Raw genomic sequence first — 19,492 nt, forward strand, 5'->3', positions numbered from 1 at the left:
GAGTTGGTCTTTGATCCAAAGGAATTTCTCAACCAGCCCGAAGACTGGACGAGGAATAAATTGGCATTTGACAAGTGCACGCTGTTGAGTTCTCAAGGATCGGATGCTCCTGCGTTCCGGCCTCTCGGCCTTCCCTTCAGGGCAACTTCTCTATCTTATCCGTCTCGCTCCGGCTGTCAAATCGACACGCCGTGATGTTTGGGACCGGATCCGTTTCCTCGTTTCCGAGGCAACTTCTCTAGCTTAGCCCTCCCGGCCAGCTTGTCAAATCGACGATCCTGGCGGACGGTCACCCTCTCAAGCGCACGCGCTTGACCTCGTCTCAGGGAGAACCTGCGAAGAGGAACCGACTTCCGGAGAAGAAGGTGGGTGATGTTCGCCGCTTGGGGAGTCAGGCCTTCCGGCCCTTCGCTCTACCGCTTGGGGCGAACAGGTAATAACTTACGTGGATCCCGGGGGTCCGGCAAATCGGGGCTGCTTCTCGGGCGTGTCGCGCGCCGTTCCGCATCCGTTCACCGCCCGTCCCCTTGTTCGTCCCCGCTCGCCCCTCGGGCCGGCACGCTCCGGATCACCAGGATCAGCACGAGGGTCAGGACTCCCCACACCCCGCAGGCCAGGGGAAGCGTGCGGTACGCGAGGTGCTGCACGGTGAACTCCTCGGTGAGCGGACCGTAGACGGCGAAGCCGAGGAGCACCGCCGTGATCAGCATCACCGGTAGTGAGAGCCACCAGCTCATCCGGATGGCGAGCGGTGCCGGGCGCACCGTCCCACGCGGCCGGCCGCGCAGCCAGAGCGCACCGGCGATCGCCAGCACGAGCACGCCCCCGATCCCCGAGCCGTACTGCAGCCACTTGTAGCCGAGGAGCGGCCCCCACTGCTCGTCGAGCGCGGGGATCAGCGCGACGCCGCCCCGGCCCTCGTGCGTGAACGCATCCCAGAGGATGTGCGTCACCACGCCGATCGCCAGCGCGACCAGGAGCAGCACCACGCGGGACGCCGAGCCGAAGGTCTCGACTACCACCGCTCTCGGCCCTCGGTCCCACTCCGGGGGGAGGCGGGATCCGATGACGCGCGGTGCGAGCAGCCGGCAGGCCGGCCGGAGCACCACCCGCCAGACGAGCAGCAGCACGAGCGCCAGGATCACGGTCACCGGCAGCCAGCGCAGATCATGCGTCACCGAGTAGTCGACGATCAGTCCGCGGGTGAACAGCGGCAGATCGGGGGCCATCGCCCCGATGGCGACGGCCGCCGGCACGAGCGGGGTGCGGACGAACGGCAGCGCCACGATCGCATGACTCGGAGTGAACGGCATGCCCCGACGCTACCCGGGCCACCTCACAAGGCGCCGGGCAGGGAGACGCACCGGTCCGTGTCCGCGTCGACGCCCCTCCGAAAGATCGACGCCCCCTCCGACGTGCGCACCCCCGAGGGGGCGCGGATCGTCAGAGGGGGCGTCGGCGGATCGGATCCGCGTGCCTCGACGGCGGGATCAGGCGGGGAGCAGGCCCGCCAGGGTCTTCTTGCCGCGGCGCAGCACCGAGACGCCGCCCGGCAGGCCGAACGGCACGGTGACGTCATCGGACTCCACCCGCTCGCCGTCGACCGAGACACCGCCCTGGGCGATGGCCCGGCGCGCCTCGGACGCGCTCGAGACGAGCCCGGTCGAGACCAGTGCGTCCACGACCGTGGTGCCGGCGGGGACGGCGGCGTTCGGCAGCTCCTCCAGAGCCGAGCGCAGCGTCGACGCGTCGAGCGCGGCCAGGTCGCCCTGACCGAACAGCGCCTCGGACGCCGCGATCACGGCGGCGGCCGCCTCGACTCCGTGCACCGTGGCGACGACCTCGAGGGCGAGACGCTTCTGTGCCGCACGGCGGAACGGTTCCGCCTCGACGAGTGCCGCGTACTCCTCGATCTCTGCACGGGAGAGGAAGGTGAAGACCTTCAGCCGGTCGACCACGTCGGCGTCGGCCGTCGAGAGCCAGAACTGGTACATCCGGTACGGGCTGCACATCTCGGCGTCGAGCCAGATCGCGTTGCCCTCGCTCTTGCCGAACTTGGTGCCGTCGCTGTTGGTGATCAGCGGCGTGCCGATCGCGTGCACCGAGACGCCCTCGACGCGGTGGATCAGATCCGTTCCGCTCGTCAGGTTGCCCCACTGGTCGCTGCCGCCGGTCTGCAGCACGCACTCGTACTGACGGTGCAGCTCGAGGTAGTCGAGCGCCTGCAGGATCTGGTAGCTGAACTCGGTGTAGCTGATGCCGGCGTCGGAGTTCAGCCGGGCGCTGACCGCGTCCTTCTTCAGCATCGTGCCGACGCGGAAGTGCTTGCCGATCTCGCGCAGGAAGTCGATCGCGCTCAGCGGTGCGGTCCAGTCCAGGTTGTTGACGATGCGCGCGGCACTGTCCCCCTCGAAGCTGAGGAAGCGCTCGACCTGCGCGCGCAGGCGCCCGACCCACTCCTCGACGGTCTCGCGGGTGTTGAGCGTGCGCTCCGCCGTCGGACGCGGATCGCCGACGAGCCCGGTGGATCCGCCGACGAGCCCGAGGGGCTTGTGGCCGGCCAGCTGCAGGCGGCGCATGGTGAGCAGCTGCACGAGGTTGCCGAGGTGCAGGCTCGGCGCCGTCGGGTCGAAGCCGCAGTAATACGTGATCGCGGGCCCGGCGAGAAGGGCGCGCAGCGCCTCGGGATCCGTGGACACGTGGACGAGGCCGCGCCAGACCAGCTCATCCCACACGTTCTCGAACGTGGGATCGATGGCCGGTGCCGCGGTCGTCAGGGATTCATTCGACACCGGATCAGGCTACCAGCGCTCCTCTCGGTGCTGTTCCGGGCGCGAGAGCGTCCCGCTAGGGTGGAAGGGTGTGGGGAACGCGCGCAGGTCGCACGGTCCGGGGCCTCATCGCCGCCCTGGTCGCGACGTTCGTGGCCTCCGTCTCGCACTCCACGGCCGACGGCTCGCCCGCGCCGCTGATCGGGATCGTGCTCGCGCTGCTGTTCGCAGCCCCCGTGTGCATCGCCCTCGCCGGCCGCCGGCTGAGCTGGATCCGGCTCTCGCTCGCGGTCGGGCTGAGCCAGTTCGCCTTCCACGGGCTGCTGCTGATCGGGGTCGGATCCGGAACCGGCACCCCCGCCCTCGCGGGGCACCTGCACGGGACGGAGCTCGCGGGGGCGCTCGGCACGACCACGGTCGACGCCGGGCACGCCCTGCACCTGCAGCCCGCGATGTGGATCGCGCACGCGATCGCGGCGATCCTGACCGTCCTGGCGCTGGGCCGCGGCGAGCAGGCGCTGCGCGCGCTGCTCGCCCTGTCCGGCTGGTCCTTCGTCGCCCGCCTGCTCACCGCCCTGCCGGCGCCGGTGCACCCGGTCCCGTCCGCACCGCGCGCGCCGGTTCCGGTGCTGCGCTCCCTCTTCTCTCTGACCGCCGTGTCCTGGAGGGGCCCGCCACGCACCGCGTGACTCCCCTTCTCCTTCGCACCGTCTCGACGGGCGCCCGTTCCGAGCGCGCCCCGGTGCATCCTCACGACCTCAGAAAGAACCCATCCATGCGCACCATCCCTGTCTCCCGCGTGCTCGCCGGCCTCGCGGCCGGAGCCGTCCTCGCCCTCGTCGCCCCTCTCGCCGCCTCGGCGCACGTGAGCGCGACGCCGAACCAGGCCGAAGCCGGATCCTGGACCTACGTCACGTTCCGGGTGCCGAACGAGTCGAGCACGGCCAGCACGGTCAAGCTCGACATCCATCTGCCCGCCGACACCCCGTTCACCAGCGTGAGCTACCAGCCGACCGCCGGCTGGACCGGGGCCGCCACGAAGACCTCCCTGCCGAAGCCGGTGAAGGTCGAGGGCAACACCATCAGCGAGGCCACGACCGAGGTCACGTTCACGGCCGACGCCGGCGGCGTCGCCCCCGGGCAGTTCCAGACCTTCACCCTGTCGCTCGGCCCGGTGCCCGACACCGGGCACATCGTGATCCCGGCGACGCAGACCTACTCCGACGGCACCGTCGTGGAGTGGTCCGCGACACCCGAGCAGGTCAAGAAGGACGACACGCTCGAGCCGGCTCCGGTGCTCTGGGTGAACGACGCCCCTCCGGCCGACCACCACGGCGGCACCACCGCCACGGCGGCGCCCGCGGCGGACGCGCCCGCGCCCGGCAACGGCCAGAACGGGCTCGCGCTCGGACTCAGCATCGGCGCGCTCGTCGTCGCCGCGGGCGGCGTGCTGCTCGGCGGCTTCGCCCTCGGCCGCCGGAAGAAGGCGGACGCGTGAGCACCCGGCACCGGCTCGCGGCCCTCGCGGCCGCCATCGGGATCGGGGCGGTCCTGGCCACCGGGACCGCCACCGCGGCGAGCGCGCACGACACGCTCGACGGCACCGACCCCGCGCAGGGATCGACCGTGACCAGCCTGTCGGCGGTGTCGCTCACGTTCAGCGCCGACCCGCTCGGCACCGACGGCGCGACGGTGATCCAGCTGATCGGCCCGGACAAGAAGTACTACGAGACCGCGTGCCCGGACCTGAACGGGCCCGTGGTGTCCTCGCCGGTGGCGCTGGGCGCCGCCGGCACCTACGAGGTGCTGTGGCGCGTGGTGTCGTCGGACGGGCATCCGATCTCGGGCAGCTACACCTTCGACTACGCCCCCGGCGGCTCGGCCACTCCGGCTGCGGCGGGGTCGGCGAAGCCGGTCTGCGGCCCCGCCGCGTCCGAGCCCTCCGAGTCCCCCGCCGCGGAGGCCTCCGCCGACGCCGGACTGTGGATCGGACTGGGCATCGGCGCGGTCGTGCTCATCGGGGTCGGGGTGGGCGCCTGGGCGCTCGCCCGGGGCCGCCGGAGCTAGCCGGAGGCGGACGCCGTCCGATCGACGAGCGAGGCGAGGCGCGGTGCACCGAGAGGGCACCGCGTTTCGTCTCGCTCGGCCTTCGGGCGTGCTCGCTCAACGCCCCCGGGGCGCTCGCCCTGCGGGCTCGCTCAGCGGCCAGGCGCGGAAACCGGGTCTCCCGCCGGACGCACGAAGGTCAGCGCCCGGCTCCCACGACGCGTCTGCGCGGCGAGACCCGCCTCCTCGAGCAGGCGCAGGGCCCGGCGCGACAGCACCGGGAGCGCGGCGTTCCCGCCGGGCCGGCGGGCGATGCCCGCGACGAGCGTCCGATCGACGCCGGATCCCCGCGCCTCGATCCGGGCGAGGTCGCCCTCGGCGCACCAGACGAGCCGGTCGAGTTCGCGATAGCGGATCCGCTCGACCACCCCGTCGATCTCGATCCGCAAGAGCTCCGCCTCGAAGCCGACGGCGCAGCCCACCGCACGGCGGCGCAGGAGCCACGAGATGAGCAGATAGGCGGGCAGCCCGGGGAGCAGGACGTACAGCATCAGGAACGTCTTGGGTCCGACCTCCAGGATCCTGCCGCCGGTCACGACCAGCACCAGCGCGACGAGGGCCAGCGCGACCGTCACGGTGAGCACCCACCAGAGCACGATCTCCCGCCGGGACAGCGGCACCGCGCGGAAGCGCGTGATCGAGCCGCTCGCAGCGGCCTCCCACTGCGGCGCGGGGGGCGCCTTGGCGGCGTCCCTGGCGCCGATCGACGCCGTGATCCGGCCGATCAGCCCCAACCACACCCAGCCCGCGGCCGGCACCGCCGCCATCTGCAGCACGGCGAGGAGGGCCCTTGCGGGATTGGGCTTGGGCGCCAGCATCGCGGGCACGGCCTGGATGAGCAGCCACAGCAGCAGCGCCGCGGCCACGGCGCCCGCGATGCTCACGACGAGCCCGCGCCGGGCGGGCATCCGCAGCGTCGCGTTCACGAAGGAGAAGCCGCAGAGCCAGCCGCCGACGAGCGTGAGCAGGAACGGGATGAACTCCAGATCGCCCGCGAGGTACCACGGCACCGCGAGGGCGCCGCAGATCAGCGCCCAGAACAACGGCATCCGCAGGATCCGATGCCAGAAGGAGACCGGCTCACGCGGCTCCGGCTCCGGCTCGGCCGACGCCACGGAGTGCACCGTGTGGTGCGTGGATCGCGAGACGTGCGGGCGAGTCATCCCCGTCAGTCTAGGGAGAGCGCGTCGGATCCCCGGCGGAGGGGACGGCTCAGTCCAGCTCGCGCAGCCGCGCGTCGAGCTCGGCGAGGCGCTCGGGCTCGATCGAGCCGAGTCGAGCCGCGCCGTCGGACAGGGTGATCCCGCGGGCGAGGAACACCAGCGAGTGCGTCGAGACGCCGGGAACGATCTCGTCCAGCAGAGCACGCGCCCGGGGATCGTCGAGGACCTCCCCCAGGGTGCTGTTCAGCGAGAACCGTGAGTCTTCGGACATGGATCCTCCTGTGCGGGCGACGATGCGGTGGAGGAGGGATCCGCATGCCCCTCCTCAGGACAAGGATCCCCGCGCCGGGCCTGCACGGCAACCGTCGATGGCTTGCGGATCGCAGGGGCGCGGGGGAAGATTAACCAAATTAACCGGATTACCCGAGATCTACCGAGGTGCCGCGATGCAGAACCCCTTCCGCCCGACCGCGGGGGCCACCCCGCCGATCGTCGTCAGCCGCGAAGGACTCCTCCAGGAGTTCGAGTACGGGTTGCGCATCGGATCCGGCGCGCCGGGTCTGCTCACCATCTTCACGGGGGTCCGGGGCGTCGGCAAGACCGTCATGCTCGGCGCCGCGGAGGATCTCGCGCGCTCCCAGGGGTGGGTGGTGCTCTCGGAGACGGCGACGCCCGGCTTCACCGCGCGCATCGGCGAAGCGATGCGCGCCGCCGAGACCGAGCTCGGCGACGGACCGGTCAGCCGGCGGATCGTGGGCATCACCGCCGCCGGCTTCGGAGTGACCACCCAGCTGACCCCGCAGCAGCAGATCGGCTGGCGGGAGCTCGGGCAGCGGCTGCTGACTCTGCTCGCGCAGCAGCGCACGGGCCTGCTCATCACCGTCGACGAGATCCACGCCGCGGAGCGCACCGAGCTCGCGGCCCTCGCCGCGAACATCCAGCACTTCATCCGCGAGGGTCTCCCGATCGCCCTGATCGTCGCCGGCCTCCCGGCCGCCGTCTCCGACCTCCTCAACGAGGGCGTCGCCACGTTCCTGCGCCGAGCGGACCGGATCGACCTGCACTCCGCGTCGATCGAGGAGACCGCGCAGTCCTATTCCGAGCTCTTCGCCCAGGGCGGTCACCCGATCTCGTCCGAGCTGGCGCGACTCGCCGCCGAGGGCACCGGCGGCTACCCCTTCCTCATCCAGCTCGTGGGCTACAGCCTCTGGCGGGAGGCGGAGTCGAGGGAGGAGCCGATCGACGAGAGCGCCGTGACGGAGGCCGTCGCCGCGGCGCGCCGTCGCAACGAGCAGACGGTCATCGGCGCCGCGCTCGCGGTCGTCTCCGCACGGGACATGGACTTCCTCCTCGCGATGACCGTCGACGAGGACATCACCGACGTCGGCGACATCGGGCGGCGCATGGCGGCCACCCCGAGCCTGGTCGGCAAGTACCGCGCGCGCCTCATCGACGCCGGTCTCGTCGAGTCCGCCGGCTACGGCCGCGTCGCGTTCGCGATCCCGGGCCTCCGGGAGTACCTGCGGGCGCAGTCCCGGCGCTGACGGGGTCATCGCGGTCTCGGACGAGCGCGGGGCGGGGCGTCGGTGAACGCCCCACCCCGCGCCTGCGGCGGATCGACTATGCCGAGAAGTCCTCCGGGACCTCGAGGGGTCGCCGCGAGAAGTACGCGTCCCGCGCCTTGCGATAGAACAGCGCGAGCGGGATCACGCCGAGCACGAGCAGGCCGAGACCCAGCACCTTCACCTGCCACTCGGTGTCGGGGCTGACGATCGATGCGACGAAGATGTACATCATGAACACCGCTCCCACGAACGGCCAAAGACCGATCAGTAGGAAGTTCTTCAACGAGCGGAAGATCACCTTGCGGAACCCGATCACCAAGGCGAGTCCGGCGAGCGAATAGTAGAACGCGATCTGGATCCCGATGGACGAGATCGCCCAGCTCAGGATCTGACCGACGCTGTCGCCGAAGAGGTTCGCGAGAACGAACAGCAGCAGCGAGACCCCCACGACGACGAGGGTGGCGAAGACCGGCGTCTTCCACTTGCGGTTGATGCGTCCGAACGCGAACGGGATCGTGCGGTCGCGCCCCATGGCGAACAGCGTGCGGCTCACCTGCACGAGGGTAGTCTCCAGCGTCGCGATCGTGGACAGCGCCACGGCGACGATGAGGATCTTGCCGCCGATCCCGGGCATGATCGCCTCGCCCAGCACGCTCAGCACGTTGCCGCTGTTCGCTTCGATGGTCTTGCCCGGCAGCATCACCAGGGTCGTCGTCGTGTAGATCTCGAAGAGGATGAACACGATGACGATGCCCAGGATCCCCGCGAGGCCCGTGGTCTTGTGCGCGTTCTTCGTCTCCTCCCCGAGGTTGGCGGTGACGTCCCAGCCCCAGTAGTAGAACGCCGCGATCAACGCTGCGGCGACGAAGACGCCGGCGCCGGTCAGGTGACCGAAGCCGAACCAGTCCCACGAGAACGTCTCGCCGTGGTGGTAGGTCGTGATCGCACGCGGGATCGCGATGGCCGCGAACACCACGAGGATCCCGACCTCGATGATCGACATGATCCACTGCGCGCGCTCGGTGGTGTGCACACCGAAGATCACCGCGGCCGCCATGACCAGGAACCAGAGGGCTCCGACGAAGGTCACGAGCAGCGTGTTCTCGTTGGCGACCTTGTCGCCGGCGAAGAGGGCGACCGTCATCTGGCCTGCAGGCAGGGCTCCCGCCACCATGAAGATGGTCGCCGAGATCACGACCGCCCAGCCGGCGAGGAAGCCGAGGATCGGGTGCAGGCCGCGCGCCACCCAGGAGAACGAGGCTCCCGCGTGGGTGTCGACCCGCGCGAGGTAGCCGAACGCGAAGGCGATGCCGAGCATCGGGATACCGCACCAGAGCAGTGCGGCCGGGGCTCCGACGCCGGCGGCGCCGATGAGCAGCGCGGTGCTGGCCGCGATGGAGTAGGCGGGGGCGCTGCCGGCGACGGCCATGAGCGTCGAGCCCGCCTTGGAGACACCGCCCGCCTGCAGGGCGTGCTCCTGATAGTCGATCGCACGTTGCAGGGACGTGTCCGTCTCGAGTGGATTCCGGGTCACTCTGATTTCCCCTGTCTCATCGTCGGGTGTGGGGGATGACAGAGGGACGCTAGCACCGCGGATCCCCCCGCGCCTAGAGCGGGATCCGATCAATTCCGGCGCGGATTCCGAAGCGGGGTCGCGAAGCGCGGAATCCCGCGGATTCCCGTGGATTCTTTCGGCAAACACATAGGGATCCGTTGCCCATCCGCCCAAATCGGTTCGATATGCGCAGACCCCGTCCGACCGAGACGGATCACGGAGATGGCGGATGCCGGAGCGGTCATCGACGCCGTGGCCGCGCGGCTTGCGGCGCGATCCCGGCCGTGCGCGGAGAGGCCTACGCGGCCGATGCCGTCAGCGCACGTCGAGGGCGAGGCGGGCGCCGAACAGCATCAGCACCCCTCCGGTGATCCGGTCCATCCAGCGGATCACCCGGGTGGAGCGCAGGCGCGGTGCGAGCCGGTTCGCTCCCAGGATGATCGCGCCCAGCCAGACGGTGCCGAGGACGCAGTGCACGAGGGCGAGCAGCAGACCCACCAGGAGCGGGGACTGACCCGCCGGAACGAACTGCGGGATGGTCGCCATGTAGAACACCCCGACCTTGGGGTTCGTGATGTTCGTGACGAGCCCGAGCAGGAAGCCGCTCCGGGCGCGTCCCCGCGAAGGAGTCACGGCCTCCGCCGACGGGTCCGCGCCCCGGCGGAACGTCTTCGCGATCATCGTCGCGCCGAGGTAGACGAGATATGCCGCGCCGGCGTACGACAGCACCCGGTATCCGACTTCGCTCGCCGCCAGCAAAGCCGCCGCTCCCGTGGCCGCAGCGGCACCCCAGATCAGGGTGCCGACCTGGATCCCGAGCAGGGCGGCGAACCCGTAGGATCGCCCGCGGGCCACCGTGCCCCGGATCACGAGGGCCGTGTCCAGGCCCGGGATGATCGTGAGCAGGCCCACGACGAGCGCGAACGAGAGCAGTGCCTGACCGAGCGTCATGCGACCAACGTAGCGCGCGCACGGAACGTCACGGACGCCGTTCCCATCAGAACACGGTCTCCACGGCGTCGACGACGACGGGGTCGGGCGCATCCGCGTCAGCGACGACGGGGATCGTGCGCCACTTGTCGAGCACCGTGCAGGGGTGGGACAGGCCGAGCCGCACGACGTCGCCCACCCCCAGCCGTCCGGCCGCTCCGGAAGCGATGACGTCGTCACCGAGGCGCAGGAACAGGTGCTGGTCGTTGAGCGCCGTGACGCGGCTTCCTGCGAGCACGCTGTCGTCGCTCGCGCGGCCCGCGAGGCGCTGCGCCACGGGCAGCCCCTCGTCGAAAGAGGCGTCACGGCGACCGCAGTCCAGCAGCGCCAGTCCGGGTTCGGGCCGCGACAGCACCCGCGCCCACACGTGCATCGCCGAGCGGAACGGCACGTCGCCGATCGTGCGGCCCATCGGGCTGATGCCGGCGTAGAAGCCGTCGTCGTGGATCTGGAAGGCGCCCGAGCGCACCACCACGTCCGCATCGGAGCAGAGTGCCGGCAGCACGGCCCCCACACGGTCGAAGTAGGCGCTTCCGCCGGCGGTCACGACCGCGCGGGCGCCCTCCGGGTAGAGCCGGGCGTCGCCGATCGCGCGGTGCACGGCGGCGAGGTCGTCGAGGTACGCGTCGACCCGCGCGATCGCCGCGTCGCCGGCGTCGTGCGCGAGGGCGCCCTCGTAGCCGCCGACGCCGGCGAGCCGCAGGACGGGCGACGCCGCGATCGCTTCCGCGACCGCGAGCGCGGCCACGCGGTCACGCGCGCCGGTGCGCCCGCCGGCTCCGCCGAGCTCGACCATCACCGCCAGAGGCCTCGTCACGTCGGCGCCGAGCCCCGCCTCCATCGTCCGCACGACGTCCACACCGTCGGCCCAGCAGAGGATCTCGACCTCGGGATGCGCCGCCAGCTCGTCGGCGATCCAGCGCAGGCCGACCGGATCCACCACCTCGTTCGCGATGAGGATCCGGCGCACGCCGTGCGCACGGCCCACCTGCGCCTGCCATGCGGTGGCGAGCGTGAGACCCCAGGCTCCGGCGCCGCGCGGACGAGGATCAAGCAGCTGCCGCCACAGCGCCGGGGCCATCGTGGTCTTCCCGTGCGGCGCGAGCAGCACGCCTGCCCGCTGCGCCCAGTCGGCCATGCGCGCGACGTTGTGCACCATCGCCCCCGCGTCGAGCGTGAGCAGCGGCGTCGCGAAGTCGGAGCGCCGAGGGGCCGTCGCCAGGAACTGCTCCGGCGTGAGGCCGTGCGCCGACGGCGGGAACGACTTGTCCCGCACGGACAGCGGGCGGGCGGCACTCGATGACGTCTCCACCCCTCCATGATGACGCGCCGCGCACGACGACGCGTCGCGTAGCATGTCGATCGCCGTGTCCGGCCGCCGACCGAGAGGAACGACTGTGACCGAGAAGACCCGCATCCTGACCGCCGACGCCCCCGCGCCGGCGCACGTGTTCTCACAGGGAGTGCGCAAGGGTCCGATCGTGCAGGTGTCCGGGCAGGGCCCGGTGGATCCGGCCACGGGCGAGTACCTCTTCCCCGGCGACGTCGCGAGCCAGACCCTCCGCACGCTCGAGAACGTGCGCGCGATCGTCGAGGCGTCGGGTGCGACCTTCGACGACGTGATCATGCTGCGCGTCTATCTCACGAAGCGGGAGGACTTCGCGATCATGAACGAGGCCTACGGCGCGTTCGTCACGAAGCACACCCCGAGCGGTGTGCTGCCGTCGCGCACCACGGTGTTCACGGGCCTGCCCCGCGAGGAGATGCTCGTCGAGATCGACGCGCTCGCGGTGGTCTGACCCGCCGGACCGGCTACAGCTCGATCTGCGATCCCATCACGATCACGCGATCGCGCGGCAGCCCGAAGTGGTCGCTCGCGTCGGTGGTGATGTGCGACGCCGCGAGGAAGAGCCTCTTGCGCCACAGCGCCATGCCGCCGCGCCGTCCTTCGCGCAGCTCGATCTTCGAGAGGAAGTACGTGGCGTTGTCGAGATCGAGCCAGCCCTGGGTCTTGTGCGGCGGGATCGACCGCAGCGCCCGGGGGATGTCCGGGTTCTCCGCGTAGCCGAACCGCGCGGAGATGTAGAGGATCCCGTCGGTCGGATCCCCGAGGTCGTCGACCGTGCAGCGCTGGGACTGCGGGACCCGCGGGACGTTCTGGATGTCGACGGAGAGGATGATCACGCGCGCGTGCCGCACATGATTGTGCTCGACGTTGGCCCGCAGCGCGAGAGGGGTGGTCGTTCCGCCCGGGTTGAGGAAGATCGCGGTGCCGGGAACCCGGTCGATGAGCTTCGGATGGGTGCGGAGGTTGCGCACGAAGTCGGTCAGCGAGCCCTCCGCCTCGGTGCGGCGCGCGGTGATGAGCGCCCGCCCGCGCTGCCAGGTCGTCATGACGATGAACGCTGCCAGGCCGATCGCGAGCGGGAGCCAGGCGCCGTGCACGAACTTGGTGGCGTTGGCTGCGAGGAACAGCAGGTCGACGGAGAGCAGCAGCACCGCGCCGATCGCGAGGATCCAGGCCGGCGTCTTCCACCGGCGTCGGGCCAGATAGAAGAACAGCAGCGTGGTGATGGTGATGGTGCCGATCACCGCCATGCCGTAGGCGAACGCGAGCGAGGCGGAGCTGCGGAACACGAACACGAGGGTGATCACCGAGACCATGAGCAGCCAGTTGATCCACGGCACGTAGACCTGCCCCTGCGTCTCGGACGAGGTGTGCGTCACGCGCAGCCGCGGCAGGTAGCCCAGCCCCGAGGCCTGGGCGGCTACGGAGAAGGCGCCGGAGATCACCGACTGCGAGGCGATCACCGTCGCCGCCGTGGCCAGGATCACGAGGGCGATCCGGCCCCACTCCGGCGCGAGCAGGAAGAACGGCGCCGACATGTTCGCCTTGTCCTCGAGCAGCAGCGCCCCCTGGCCGAGGTAGGTGAGGGCGAGCGCCGGGAACACGAGGAACAGCCAGGCGATCGAGATCGGCTTGCGGCCGAAGTGGCCCATGTCGGCGTAGAGAGCCTCGGCGCCGGTGACGGAGAGCACGACCGCGGCGAGCGCGAAGAACGCGATGTGGAAGTGGCTGACCATGAAGCCGATCGCATAGGTGGGCAGCAGGGCGAGGAGGATCTGCGGATCGTGCAGGATCCCGCCGAGGCCGAGCACGCCAACGACGACGAACCAGACCACCATGATCGGTCCGAAGAGCCGCCCGACCACCGAGCTGCCGAGCTTCTGGATGAGGAAGAGGATCAGCAGGATGGTGGCCGTGATGGGCACCACCCACTCCTCGAGGCCCGGATTGATGGTCTTGAGGCCCTCGACCGCGGAGAGCACCGAGATCGCCGGGGTGATCATGCTGTCTCCGAGGAACAGCGCCGCACCCAGCACGGCGAGACCGGACAGGATCGCCACCGTGCGCGTGCGGCCCTTCGGCGCCCAGCGGCGCAGCAGCGTGAGCAGCGCCATGATGCCGCCCTCGCCGTCGTTGTCCATGCGCATCGCGAGGAGGACGTAGGTGATCGTGACGATCAGGATGACCGACCAGACGATGAGCGAGACGACCCCGTACAGGTTCTCCGTCGTGAGGGGGATCGGATGCGGATCCTCGGGGTTGAACACGGTCTGCAGCGCATAGATCGGGCTGGTGCCGATGTCGCCGAACACGACCCCGAGCGCCCCGACGATGAGCGCGAGCCGGAGCGGGTGGCCCGCGGCGGCCGCGGGACTCTTCGACAGGGATGCGCCGTTGTTCACAGACGAAGCCTAGAGCCCGCGCGCGCCGCGTTCGGGTGCTCCTCACGGAATCCTCACGCGGTGTCGCGGGCGTCTCCTCACGGGATCCTCACGGGCCTGCGGCATCCGGGCGACGACGGAGCGCCGGCCCTCGAGGACGAGGACCGGCGCTCCGGGTGCCGTCGCGGGTGCGACTAGTTCTGCGACTCGGCCGCGCTGCCTCCGTCGAGACGACGGCGACGGCGCGCCATGACCATCAGCGCACCGGCGAGCAGCACGAGCAGACCGCCGACGATACCCGTCGTCAGCAGTGCGTCGCCGTTCAGACCGGTCGTCGCGAGCGCGCCGGACCCGTGCCCCTTGCCGCCGCCGTCGCCTCCGGTGACCGGCGGAGTCGGCGTCGGCGTCGGAGTGCCCGGCGTCGTGACCTCGGCGATGACGAAGGTGCTCGTCGCCGGGTCGCTGGAAAGGTCGCCCACGCTCTGCGCCGCGGAGATCGTGTGCGATCCGAGCGCGAATGTGCCGGCGAGCGGCACCGTCCACGTGCCGTCGTCGCCCACGATCACCGGCTCCTCAGCCGTGACCGCGGCATCCGCCGCCTTGTCCTTCGCCGCGGCGGGAGCCGCGGCCTTGGCCTCGGCGGCGGCTGCGCCGTCGACCGTCACCTCGACGACGGCTCCCGGCACACCCGTGCCGCTGACCGCGGTCGGCGCCGTGTCGAGCTTCGCGCCGTCCGCGGGCGAGGTGATCGCCGGAGCGGCCGGCTTCGACGGGGCGTCGGAGAGCGGCGCGCGCACCGTGAGCAGAGCCGCCGTGTTCTTCTGCAGCGCCTTCTTCACGGTGACCACGGTGCCGTAGCCGACGCCGGAGTCGGCGGGGTTGCCGGTGCCGAGGGTGGTGAACTCCAGGTCGGTGCCGTACAGATCCGTCGCCGGAGTGCCGTCGGCGTTGACCACGCGCGTGGTGTACGCCGCGTCGTCGACCGAGGGCACGACGACCGAGGCGTCGCGCAGACGGTTGTACAGCTGGCCGTCACGGTACTCCAGGCCGGCGACCCAGCCCTGGTCGTCGGTGAAGCTGCTCACCGGCGGCTGGGCGGCGATGTCGGTGCATGCCTCGGTGAAGTCCTTGTCCACCATGCAGTCCTTGAACGGCAGGGTCGGCGTGAGACCGAAGGCGGCATTCGACGACTGCGCACGGCTGGAGATGTTCTTCATCAGCGACGGATCCAGCGCGGCTTCCGCCCCGGTGCGACGCAGCGGGTCGAAGTGGCTGTCGACGAGCAGGAGCCCGCCCTTGGCCCCGTAGCTGGGCAGGTTGGTCAGATACGACGTGATCTGGTTCGACGAGCCGTAGGCCGCGTCGCGGTACCAGACCAGCGCACCCGGCGCGTTGTACGGAACCTTCTCGACCTTCCAGCCCTCGTCGCTGTAGACCGTGGTGTAGCCGTACTTCAGGCCCTCGTCGAAGCCGTCGAAGTTGCGCCACTCGACCATGTAGAACTGCTTCTTGGTCTGAATGCCGGTGTCGCGGGTCCAGCCGGCCCCGGTGGTGTCCGTGAAGGTGCCGGCGGTCGCCGTCCAGCCGTTGTCGCCCGACTCCACATCATCGGTCCACACGTCGGATCCGCCCGCACTGAGGGCGAAGTCGTCGGAGAACCAGCCGCGCTCCTCGAAGGCCGCGTCTGTGGCCTGGCGCAGGCGCACCTGGATGTTCTGGCCCGCGTAGGAGGACAGGTCGATGTGGTCGTGGCGCCAGCCGCCGGAGGATCCGGTCAGACCGTACTTCTTGTTGCCGAAGTCCTTCATCCGGCCGTTCGGGTCGCTGTAGCCGTCGTCGGTCGACACGAGCTTGTCGCTGTCGTCGTAGACCTTCTGCTCGGTCCACGTGGTGCCGCCGTCGGTCGAGACCTCGACGAAGCCGAAGTCCCAGTCCTCCTCGATCACGTAGTTGTTCCACATCGAGAAGGTCGCACCGGCCGGCACGTTGTCGATCGTGCGGCTCAGGGTCGCGTCGGCCCAGTCCTGGTCGGCGTTCGAGTACCACATCTCGGCGCCGCTGTGCGGCGTGGCGAGCGTCTTCACCTTGTCCGGCAGGTTGATCTTGATGCCGTCCTCGGTGCCGTTCGCAGGCCGGGACGCCTGTCCCACCTTGATCGTCTTCGTGCCGTCACCGGGGTTGATCTCGAGCGGGTCCACCCAGCCGAGCACCCACTTGTCCCAGATGCCCATGTGCGTCGGCATCGACTGGAAGATCGGTCCGGAGTGCGATCCGGAGCTCATCAGATCCCAGAAGTCGACGTCGGAGTCCCCCGCGTTGGAGGTGTCGTACAGGTCGGGCAGGCCGAGGTCGTGACCGTACTCGTGGGCGAACACGCCGACGCCGGAGTTCTCCGGCTGCACGATGTAGTTCTGGATCTTGAAGTCGGTGCCCGGGATCGTGGCGCCGCCCGCGACGTCGGACGAGTGCGCCCAGATCGCGTAGGTGCCCTCCTTGCCGCCGCCGCCCGACTTGTCCTCACCGGCGTGCACGAGCACGACGTGGTCGATGATGCCGTCCGGCTCGTGCACGTTGCCGTCGCCGTCGCGGTCGCCCTGGTCCTCGATGTCGTAGTCCGCCCACGGGAACGAGGGGTCGGACTGCGCGAGCGCCGCCACCGCATCGATGGGGAGCTGGCCGGGGCCGAGGGGGTTGTCCGGGTGACCCTGCATGTCCTGCATCGGGCCCGCGACGTACTCTCCCGTGTCGGGATCCTTGTGGCAGACCGTGGCGCCGTAGTACGCCTCGGAGTGCGGCACCTTCACCCAAGCGGTCGCCTCGCCGGTGAGCGAGTACGCACCGCGGGACATCTCCTCGTACATCTTCTTCATCGTGTGGCCCGAGATGTCGAAGCCGGGCTTGCCGTCCAGGCCGGTCAGGTCGGTGCGGACGCGCTCCGTGATGCCCTCGTCGGAGAACAGCATCTTGTTGTAGAAGTCGCTGGAGAAGTCGGGCACCCACATGCTGTTGTTGTCCTTGTGGGCGGCGTCGGCCGGGTTCGCGATGTTGTTGTGCAGCGTCGGACCCTGCACGTCACCGGGCTGGCACGTCGTCTCGCCGAACGCGGTCGGAACCTGCAGGTCGGAGAAGTCCTCGGTGCCGTCGAACTCGACGAGGATCGTGAGCAGCTTCGCCTGCTGCGTGCTGTCGGCGTGCTTGAGGTTCTTGGGGCTCTCGCCGCTCTGCACCGCCTCCGCCTCGGTCTTGGCCAGTTGCTCGGCCGCCACGGGGTTGCCCTGGGCGTGCTTCTCGTCGTTCTCCTTCGCCCGTTCGAAGGCGGCGTCGCTGACGCCCTTGCGCGCACTGGCGTTGCCGTTCAGGTCGGCGACCGGCTGGTCGTCCGCCCCGTCGAGGATCGCGTCTGCACGCGGCGCCACGTAGTTGATGTAGTGATCGCTGGCGACTCCCGTGGTCGCCGCGGCGGTCGGCTGGACGTCGGGCGCCGAGACGCTCGGCGCCGCGGCGGTCGCGGGCACGGCGCCGAAGGTCGCCACCCCGGCTGCGGCGAGCACGAACGCCGATGTCGTCGCCGCGACACGTCGTCGTGCGCGGACGCTCTTCTCTGACATTGCTTCTCCCTCCAGGCGTCGCCGCGGAGGTTCCCGCGACGGCGCGGATGTCATGCACCGATCAGGCGCACAAGAATCAGGCTTACCGTGAAAGTCCTATGCAAGGGAACAGAATCGCCTGAAGAAGTGAAAAAGTTCCTCCCCGGGGAGCGACGCGCCGAGACACGAAGAAGCGCCACCAGGAACGGATCCTGGTGGCGCTTCTCGCTGCGGTCGGATGACCGCTCAGCGGCGGCGATCAGCCCTTGTTGCAGACGTCCTGCAGCTTCTTGCCCTGCTCGGAGAGCTTGGCGCTGGCGTCCTGAGCCTTGGTCGACATCTCCTGGAGCTTGGTCTGCGCCTCGGTGATCTTGTCCATGGCGGCCGGGTCGGTCGCGTCGATGTTCTTCATGTCGGGGATCTCGAAGCCGTCGAAGACCTTGACGAAGCCCTTGAACTCGGCGGTGAAGGCGTCGAGCGGCTTCTTCACGGTCTCGTTGGTGATCTTCTTGCCTGCCTCGTCGAGACCCTTCTCGACGGGGGCGAAGATGCCCGCGAAGTCGACCTTCTCACCCGTGGTGGCCTTCTGCATGGCGCCGTTGAGGTCGCTCGAGATGCTCGAGGTGGCCTTGGTCATCTCCGTGTTCGCGATCTTGCACGCGTCGGCGACGCTCTGCCCGCCCGAGCAGGCGGTCATCGTGGCGGCGAGGGCGATGGCAGCGGCGGCGCCGCCGATCCGGGTCAGGGTTGCCTTGTTCATGTGAGCTCTCCGGTCTCTGCATAGCGGTGGCTGCCGATCCGAGAGGGTGCGACAGCCATGGTTGCCTCCTACCCTATTCCGAGCAGATGCATAGGTTCGGACGGTTGCGGCGGATCCGGCGGGATCGTGATGCCACTGAGATGTCACGGCAACGGCCCGTTCACCGGTTCTGCGTCCGTCCTCCGGACGCCGGAGCGCCCTGACGGTCGCCTGCGCCTCAGGCGAGGTCGCTGAGACGCCTCCTCACCGGGGCTCCTGCTTCCCGGGACGCTGACGGTCAGATATCACGCCGGTCAGCGTCGAACATCTCGACATGTGCGCCGGATTCCGGACACCGCGGCGGGTTGACCATGGACATGACGAAGGCCCCGACTTCCGTGGAAGTCGGGGCCTTCGATCTGGCGGTGACGGTGGGATTTGAACCCACGGTAGGGGGTTACCCTACACAACTTTTCGAGAGTTGCACCTTCGGCCGCTCGGACACGTCACCGCGGACAAGCTTACGCGACGGCGGGATCCAGCGCGAATCGAGCGGCGCCCGACACTCCGGCGCCCCCGCTCCAGGCCGATGGGCGGCCGTCCGCCGCGTCGAGGTTCCGGGTCGGCGTCCCGCGCTTCTAGAGTGAACGGGACCGTCCGCCGAAGGGATCCGCATGGACCGCAAGACCGTCAACGCCGAGCTGCGCAGGCAGTTCGTCCCCCTGCTCACCGGGGCCGGCTTCCTGTGGAAGAGCGATGTCGGGCGGCGGATTCTCGCCGGCCCGGTCATCCATGTCGTGGAGGTGCAGCACCGCCCCCGTGCCGCGGTGTTCCAGGTGAACCTGGGCGCGCACCTGCCCGCCCTCGGCGACGTGGCGGGCGGCGAGTCCCCCGCCCACGAGGCCCTGCGCGAGTACGAGTGCGCCTGGCGCGGATCCGTCATCTCCGGCTTCCGCAATGCCTCCGACGCCGAGTTCGCCTACGGGGCCACCCCGGAGGAGGCGGCGGAGTCGGTCGCGTTCCTGGCCTCCGAGTGGCAGCGCCAGTCGGAGCGGTTCTTCGGCCCGCTCACCGCGTATCCCGACGGCTTCCACGCGACCGCCCGCGGCGCGCTGGAGAAGGACCTGCATCCGGCGCACCTGCTGACCTGGGCCCGGGTCGCGCTGCTGCTCGAGGACTCCGCGCTCGCGGAGGCGCTGGCGACGCGGGCCCTCCCCCGCGTCCCCGAGCGCGCGACGTCGCTGCGCGACGAGCTGCAGCGGATCCTGACCCGCTGACCCCGGCCGA

At 70.2% G+C, this 19,492-nt stretch carries 17 protein-coding genes and 1 tRNA gene; 7 read left to right on the forward strand and 11 right to left on the reverse strand.

Features of this window, described 5'->3' with window-relative positions:
* A partial coding sequence (locus WFJ01_RS00005) for a hypothetical protein (protein ID WP_251447747.1) occupies positions 1 to 195 on the forward strand: 195 nt, incomplete at its 5' end.
* A 317-nt stretch (positions 196 to 512) separates the two neighbouring features.
* On the opposite strand, the gene WFJ01_RS00010 is transcribed toward WFJ01_RS00005, so the two are convergent.
* Together WFJ01_RS00010 and tyrS are read right to left on the reverse strand one after the other, a co-directional pair.
* Positions 513 to 1,313 (reverse strand): DUF4184 family protein, encoded by an 801-nt coding sequence (locus WFJ01_RS00010; RefSeq protein WP_336627826.1) that lies wholly within the window; start codon positions 1,311 to 1,313, stop codon positions 513 to 515.
* A 177-nt stretch (positions 1,314 to 1,490) separates the two neighbouring features.
* On the reverse strand, positions 1,491 to 2,792 hold the full coding sequence (gene tyrS, locus WFJ01_RS00015) for a tyrosine--tRNA ligase (RefSeq protein ID WP_336627827.1): 1,302 nt from the start codon (positions 2,790 to 2,792) through the stop codon (positions 1,491 to 1,493).
* A gap of 68 nt (positions 2,793 to 2,860) precedes the next feature.
* On the opposite strand from tyrS, the gene WFJ01_RS00020 reads away from it, so the two are divergent.
* The 3 genes from WFJ01_RS00020 to WFJ01_RS00030 all read left to right on the forward strand — a co-directional run bounded on the left by WFJ01_RS00020 (position 2,861) and on the right by WFJ01_RS00030 (position 4,838).
* Positions 2,861 to 3,460: a hypothetical protein gene (locus tag WFJ01_RS00020; RefSeq protein ID WP_292887321.1), complete on the forward strand. Its 600-nt coding sequence runs from the start codon at positions 2,861 to 2,863 to the stop codon at positions 3,458 to 3,460.
* A gap of 86 nt (positions 3,461 to 3,546) precedes the next feature.
* The gene (locus WFJ01_RS00025) at positions 3,547 to 4,269 is read left to right on the forward strand and encodes a YcnI family copper-binding membrane protein (RefSeq protein WP_251447758.1); all 723 of its coding nucleotides are present in this window, start codon (positions 3,547 to 3,549) and stop codon (positions 4,267 to 4,269) included.
* The gene (locus tag WFJ01_RS00030; protein WP_295033304.1) at positions 4,266 to 4,838 is read left to right on the forward strand and encodes a copper resistance protein CopC; all 573 of its coding nucleotides are present in this window, start codon (positions 4,266 to 4,268) and stop codon (positions 4,836 to 4,838) included. The genes WFJ01_RS00025 and WFJ01_RS00030 overlap by 4 nt, the downstream gene beginning before the upstream one ends.
* 131 nt (positions 4,839 to 4,969) lie before the next feature.
* Here WFJ01_RS00030 and WFJ01_RS00035 read toward each other — a convergent pair whose 3' ends face one another.
* Positions 4,970 to 6,040, reverse strand: coding sequence for a hypothetical protein (locus WFJ01_RS00035; protein ID WP_336627828.1), 1,071 nt, complete (start codon positions 6,038 to 6,040; stop codon positions 4,970 to 4,972).
* 49 nt (positions 6,041 to 6,089) lie between these two features.
* Positions 6,090 to 6,311 carry a hypothetical protein gene (locus WFJ01_RS00040; protein ID WP_292887334.1) on the reverse strand — a complete coding sequence of 74 codons (222 nt, stop codon included), beginning with the start codon at positions 6,309 to 6,311 and terminating at the stop codon, positions 6,090 to 6,092.
* A gap of 175 nt (positions 6,312 to 6,486) precedes the next feature.
* Here WFJ01_RS00040 and WFJ01_RS00045 point away from each other — a divergent pair, with 175 nt between their 5' ends.
* Positions 6,487 to 7,584, forward strand: a complete 1,098-nt coding sequence (locus tag WFJ01_RS00045) for an ATP-binding protein (RefSeq protein ID WP_336627829.1) — start codon at positions 6,487 to 6,489, stop codon at positions 7,582 to 7,584.
* 76 nt (positions 7,585 to 7,660) lie between these two features.
* Here the strand turns inward: WFJ01_RS00045 and WFJ01_RS00050 are convergent, their stop codons facing one another.
* The 3 genes from WFJ01_RS00050 to WFJ01_RS00060 all read right to left on the reverse strand — a co-directional run bounded on the left by WFJ01_RS00050 (position 7,661) and on the right by WFJ01_RS00060 (position 11,462).
* The gene (locus tag WFJ01_RS00050; RefSeq protein WP_336627830.1) at positions 7,661 to 9,139 is read right to left on the reverse strand and encodes an APC family permease; all 1,479 of its coding nucleotides are present in this window, start codon (positions 9,137 to 9,139) and stop codon (positions 7,661 to 7,663) included.
* A gap of 336 nt (positions 9,140 to 9,475) precedes the next feature.
* Positions 9,476 to 10,111, reverse strand: coding sequence for a LysE family translocator (locus tag WFJ01_RS00055; protein ID WP_336627831.1), 636 nt, complete (start codon positions 10,109 to 10,111; stop codon positions 9,476 to 9,478).
* A gap of 46 nt (positions 10,112 to 10,157) precedes the next feature.
* The gene (locus WFJ01_RS00060) at positions 10,158 to 11,462 is read right to left on the reverse strand and encodes an amino acid deaminase (protein WP_336627832.1); all 1,305 of its coding nucleotides are present in this window, start codon (positions 11,460 to 11,462) and stop codon (positions 10,158 to 10,160) included.
* Positions 11,463 to 11,547: 85 nt separating this feature from the next.
* Here WFJ01_RS00060 and WFJ01_RS00065 point away from each other — a divergent pair, with 85 nt between their 5' ends.
* Complete coding sequence (locus tag WFJ01_RS00065) at positions 11,548 to 11,949, forward strand: RidA family protein (RefSeq protein WP_251447798.1); 402 nt, start codon at positions 11,548 to 11,550, stop codon at positions 11,947 to 11,949.
* 13 nt (positions 11,950 to 11,962) lie between these two features.
* On the opposite strand, the gene WFJ01_RS00070 is transcribed toward WFJ01_RS00065, so the two are convergent.
* The 4 genes from WFJ01_RS00070 to WFJ01_RS00085 form a co-directional block, all read right to left on the reverse strand.
* Positions 11,963 to 13,900, reverse strand: a complete 1,938-nt coding sequence (locus tag WFJ01_RS00070; protein WP_292887370.1) for a potassium transporter Kup — start codon at positions 13,898 to 13,900, stop codon at positions 11,963 to 11,965.
* Positions 13,901 to 14,073: 173 nt separating this feature from the next.
* Entirely contained in the window at positions 14,074 to 17,487 is a 3,414-nt protein-coding gene (locus WFJ01_RS00075; RefSeq protein WP_336627833.1) for an immune inhibitor A domain-containing protein, read from the reverse strand.
* A 238-nt stretch (positions 17,488 to 17,725) separates the two neighbouring features.
* A complete protein-coding gene (locus tag WFJ01_RS00080; protein ID WP_251447806.1) occupies positions 17,726 to 18,226 on the reverse strand; it encodes a hypothetical protein in 501 nt (166 codons plus the stop codon).
* 399 nt (positions 18,227 to 18,625) lie between these two features.
* A tRNA-Ser gene (locus tag WFJ01_RS00085) sits at positions 18,626 to 18,716 on the reverse strand.
* A 163-nt stretch (positions 18,717 to 18,879) separates the two neighbouring features.
* Here WFJ01_RS00085 and WFJ01_RS00090 point away from each other — a divergent pair.
* Complete coding sequence (locus tag WFJ01_RS00090) at positions 18,880 to 19,482, forward strand: hypothetical protein (protein ID WP_336627834.1); 603 nt, start codon at positions 18,880 to 18,882, stop codon at positions 19,480 to 19,482.
* Positions 19,483 to 19,492: the final 10 nt, after the last annotated feature.

Origin of the sequence: Microbacterium sp. MMO-35, assembly GCF_037147555.1 — a bacterium.
Taxonomy (GTDB): domain Bacteria; phylum Actinomycetota; class Actinomycetes; order Actinomycetales; family Microbacteriaceae; genus Microbacterium.

What these genes read in the sequence shown, in the direction of transcription:
- WFJ01_RS00010 (WP_336627826.1), bottom strand. Translation starts at nt 1,313, where the DNA reads ATGCCGTTCACTCCGAGTCATGCGATCGTGGCGCTGCCGTTCGTCCGC.
- WFJ01_RS00025 (WP_251447758.1), top strand. Translation starts at nt 3,547, where the DNA reads ATGCGCACCATCCCTGTCTCCCGCGTGCTCGCCGGCCTCGCGGCCGGA.
- WFJ01_RS00035 (WP_336627828.1), bottom strand. Translation starts at nt 6,040, where the DNA reads ATGACTCGCCCGCACGTCTCGCGATCCACGCACCACACGGTGCACTCC.
- WFJ01_RS00040 (WP_292887334.1), bottom strand. Translation starts at nt 6,311, where the DNA reads ATGTCCGAAGACTCACGGTTCTCGCTGAACAGCACCCTGGGGGAGGTC.
- WFJ01_RS00045 (WP_336627829.1), top strand. Translation starts at nt 6,487, where the DNA reads ATGCAGAACCCCTTCCGCCCGACCGCGGGGGCCACCCCGCCGATCGTC.
- WFJ01_RS00055 (WP_336627831.1), bottom strand. Translation starts at nt 10,111, where the DNA reads ATGACGCTCGGTCAGGCACTGCTCTCGTTCGCGCTCGTCGTGGGCCTG.
- WFJ01_RS00075 (WP_336627833.1), bottom strand. Translation starts at nt 17,487, where the DNA reads ATGTCAGAGAAGAGCGTCCGCGCACGACGACGTGTCGCGGCGACGACA.
- WFJ01_RS00080 (WP_251447806.1), bottom strand. Translation starts at nt 18,226, where the DNA reads ATGAACAAGGCAACCCTGACCCGGATCGGCGGCGCCGCCGCTGCCATC.
- WFJ01_RS00090 (WP_336627834.1), top strand. Translation starts at nt 18,880, where the DNA reads ATGGACCGCAAGACCGTCAACGCCGAGCTGCGCAGGCAGTTCGTCCCC.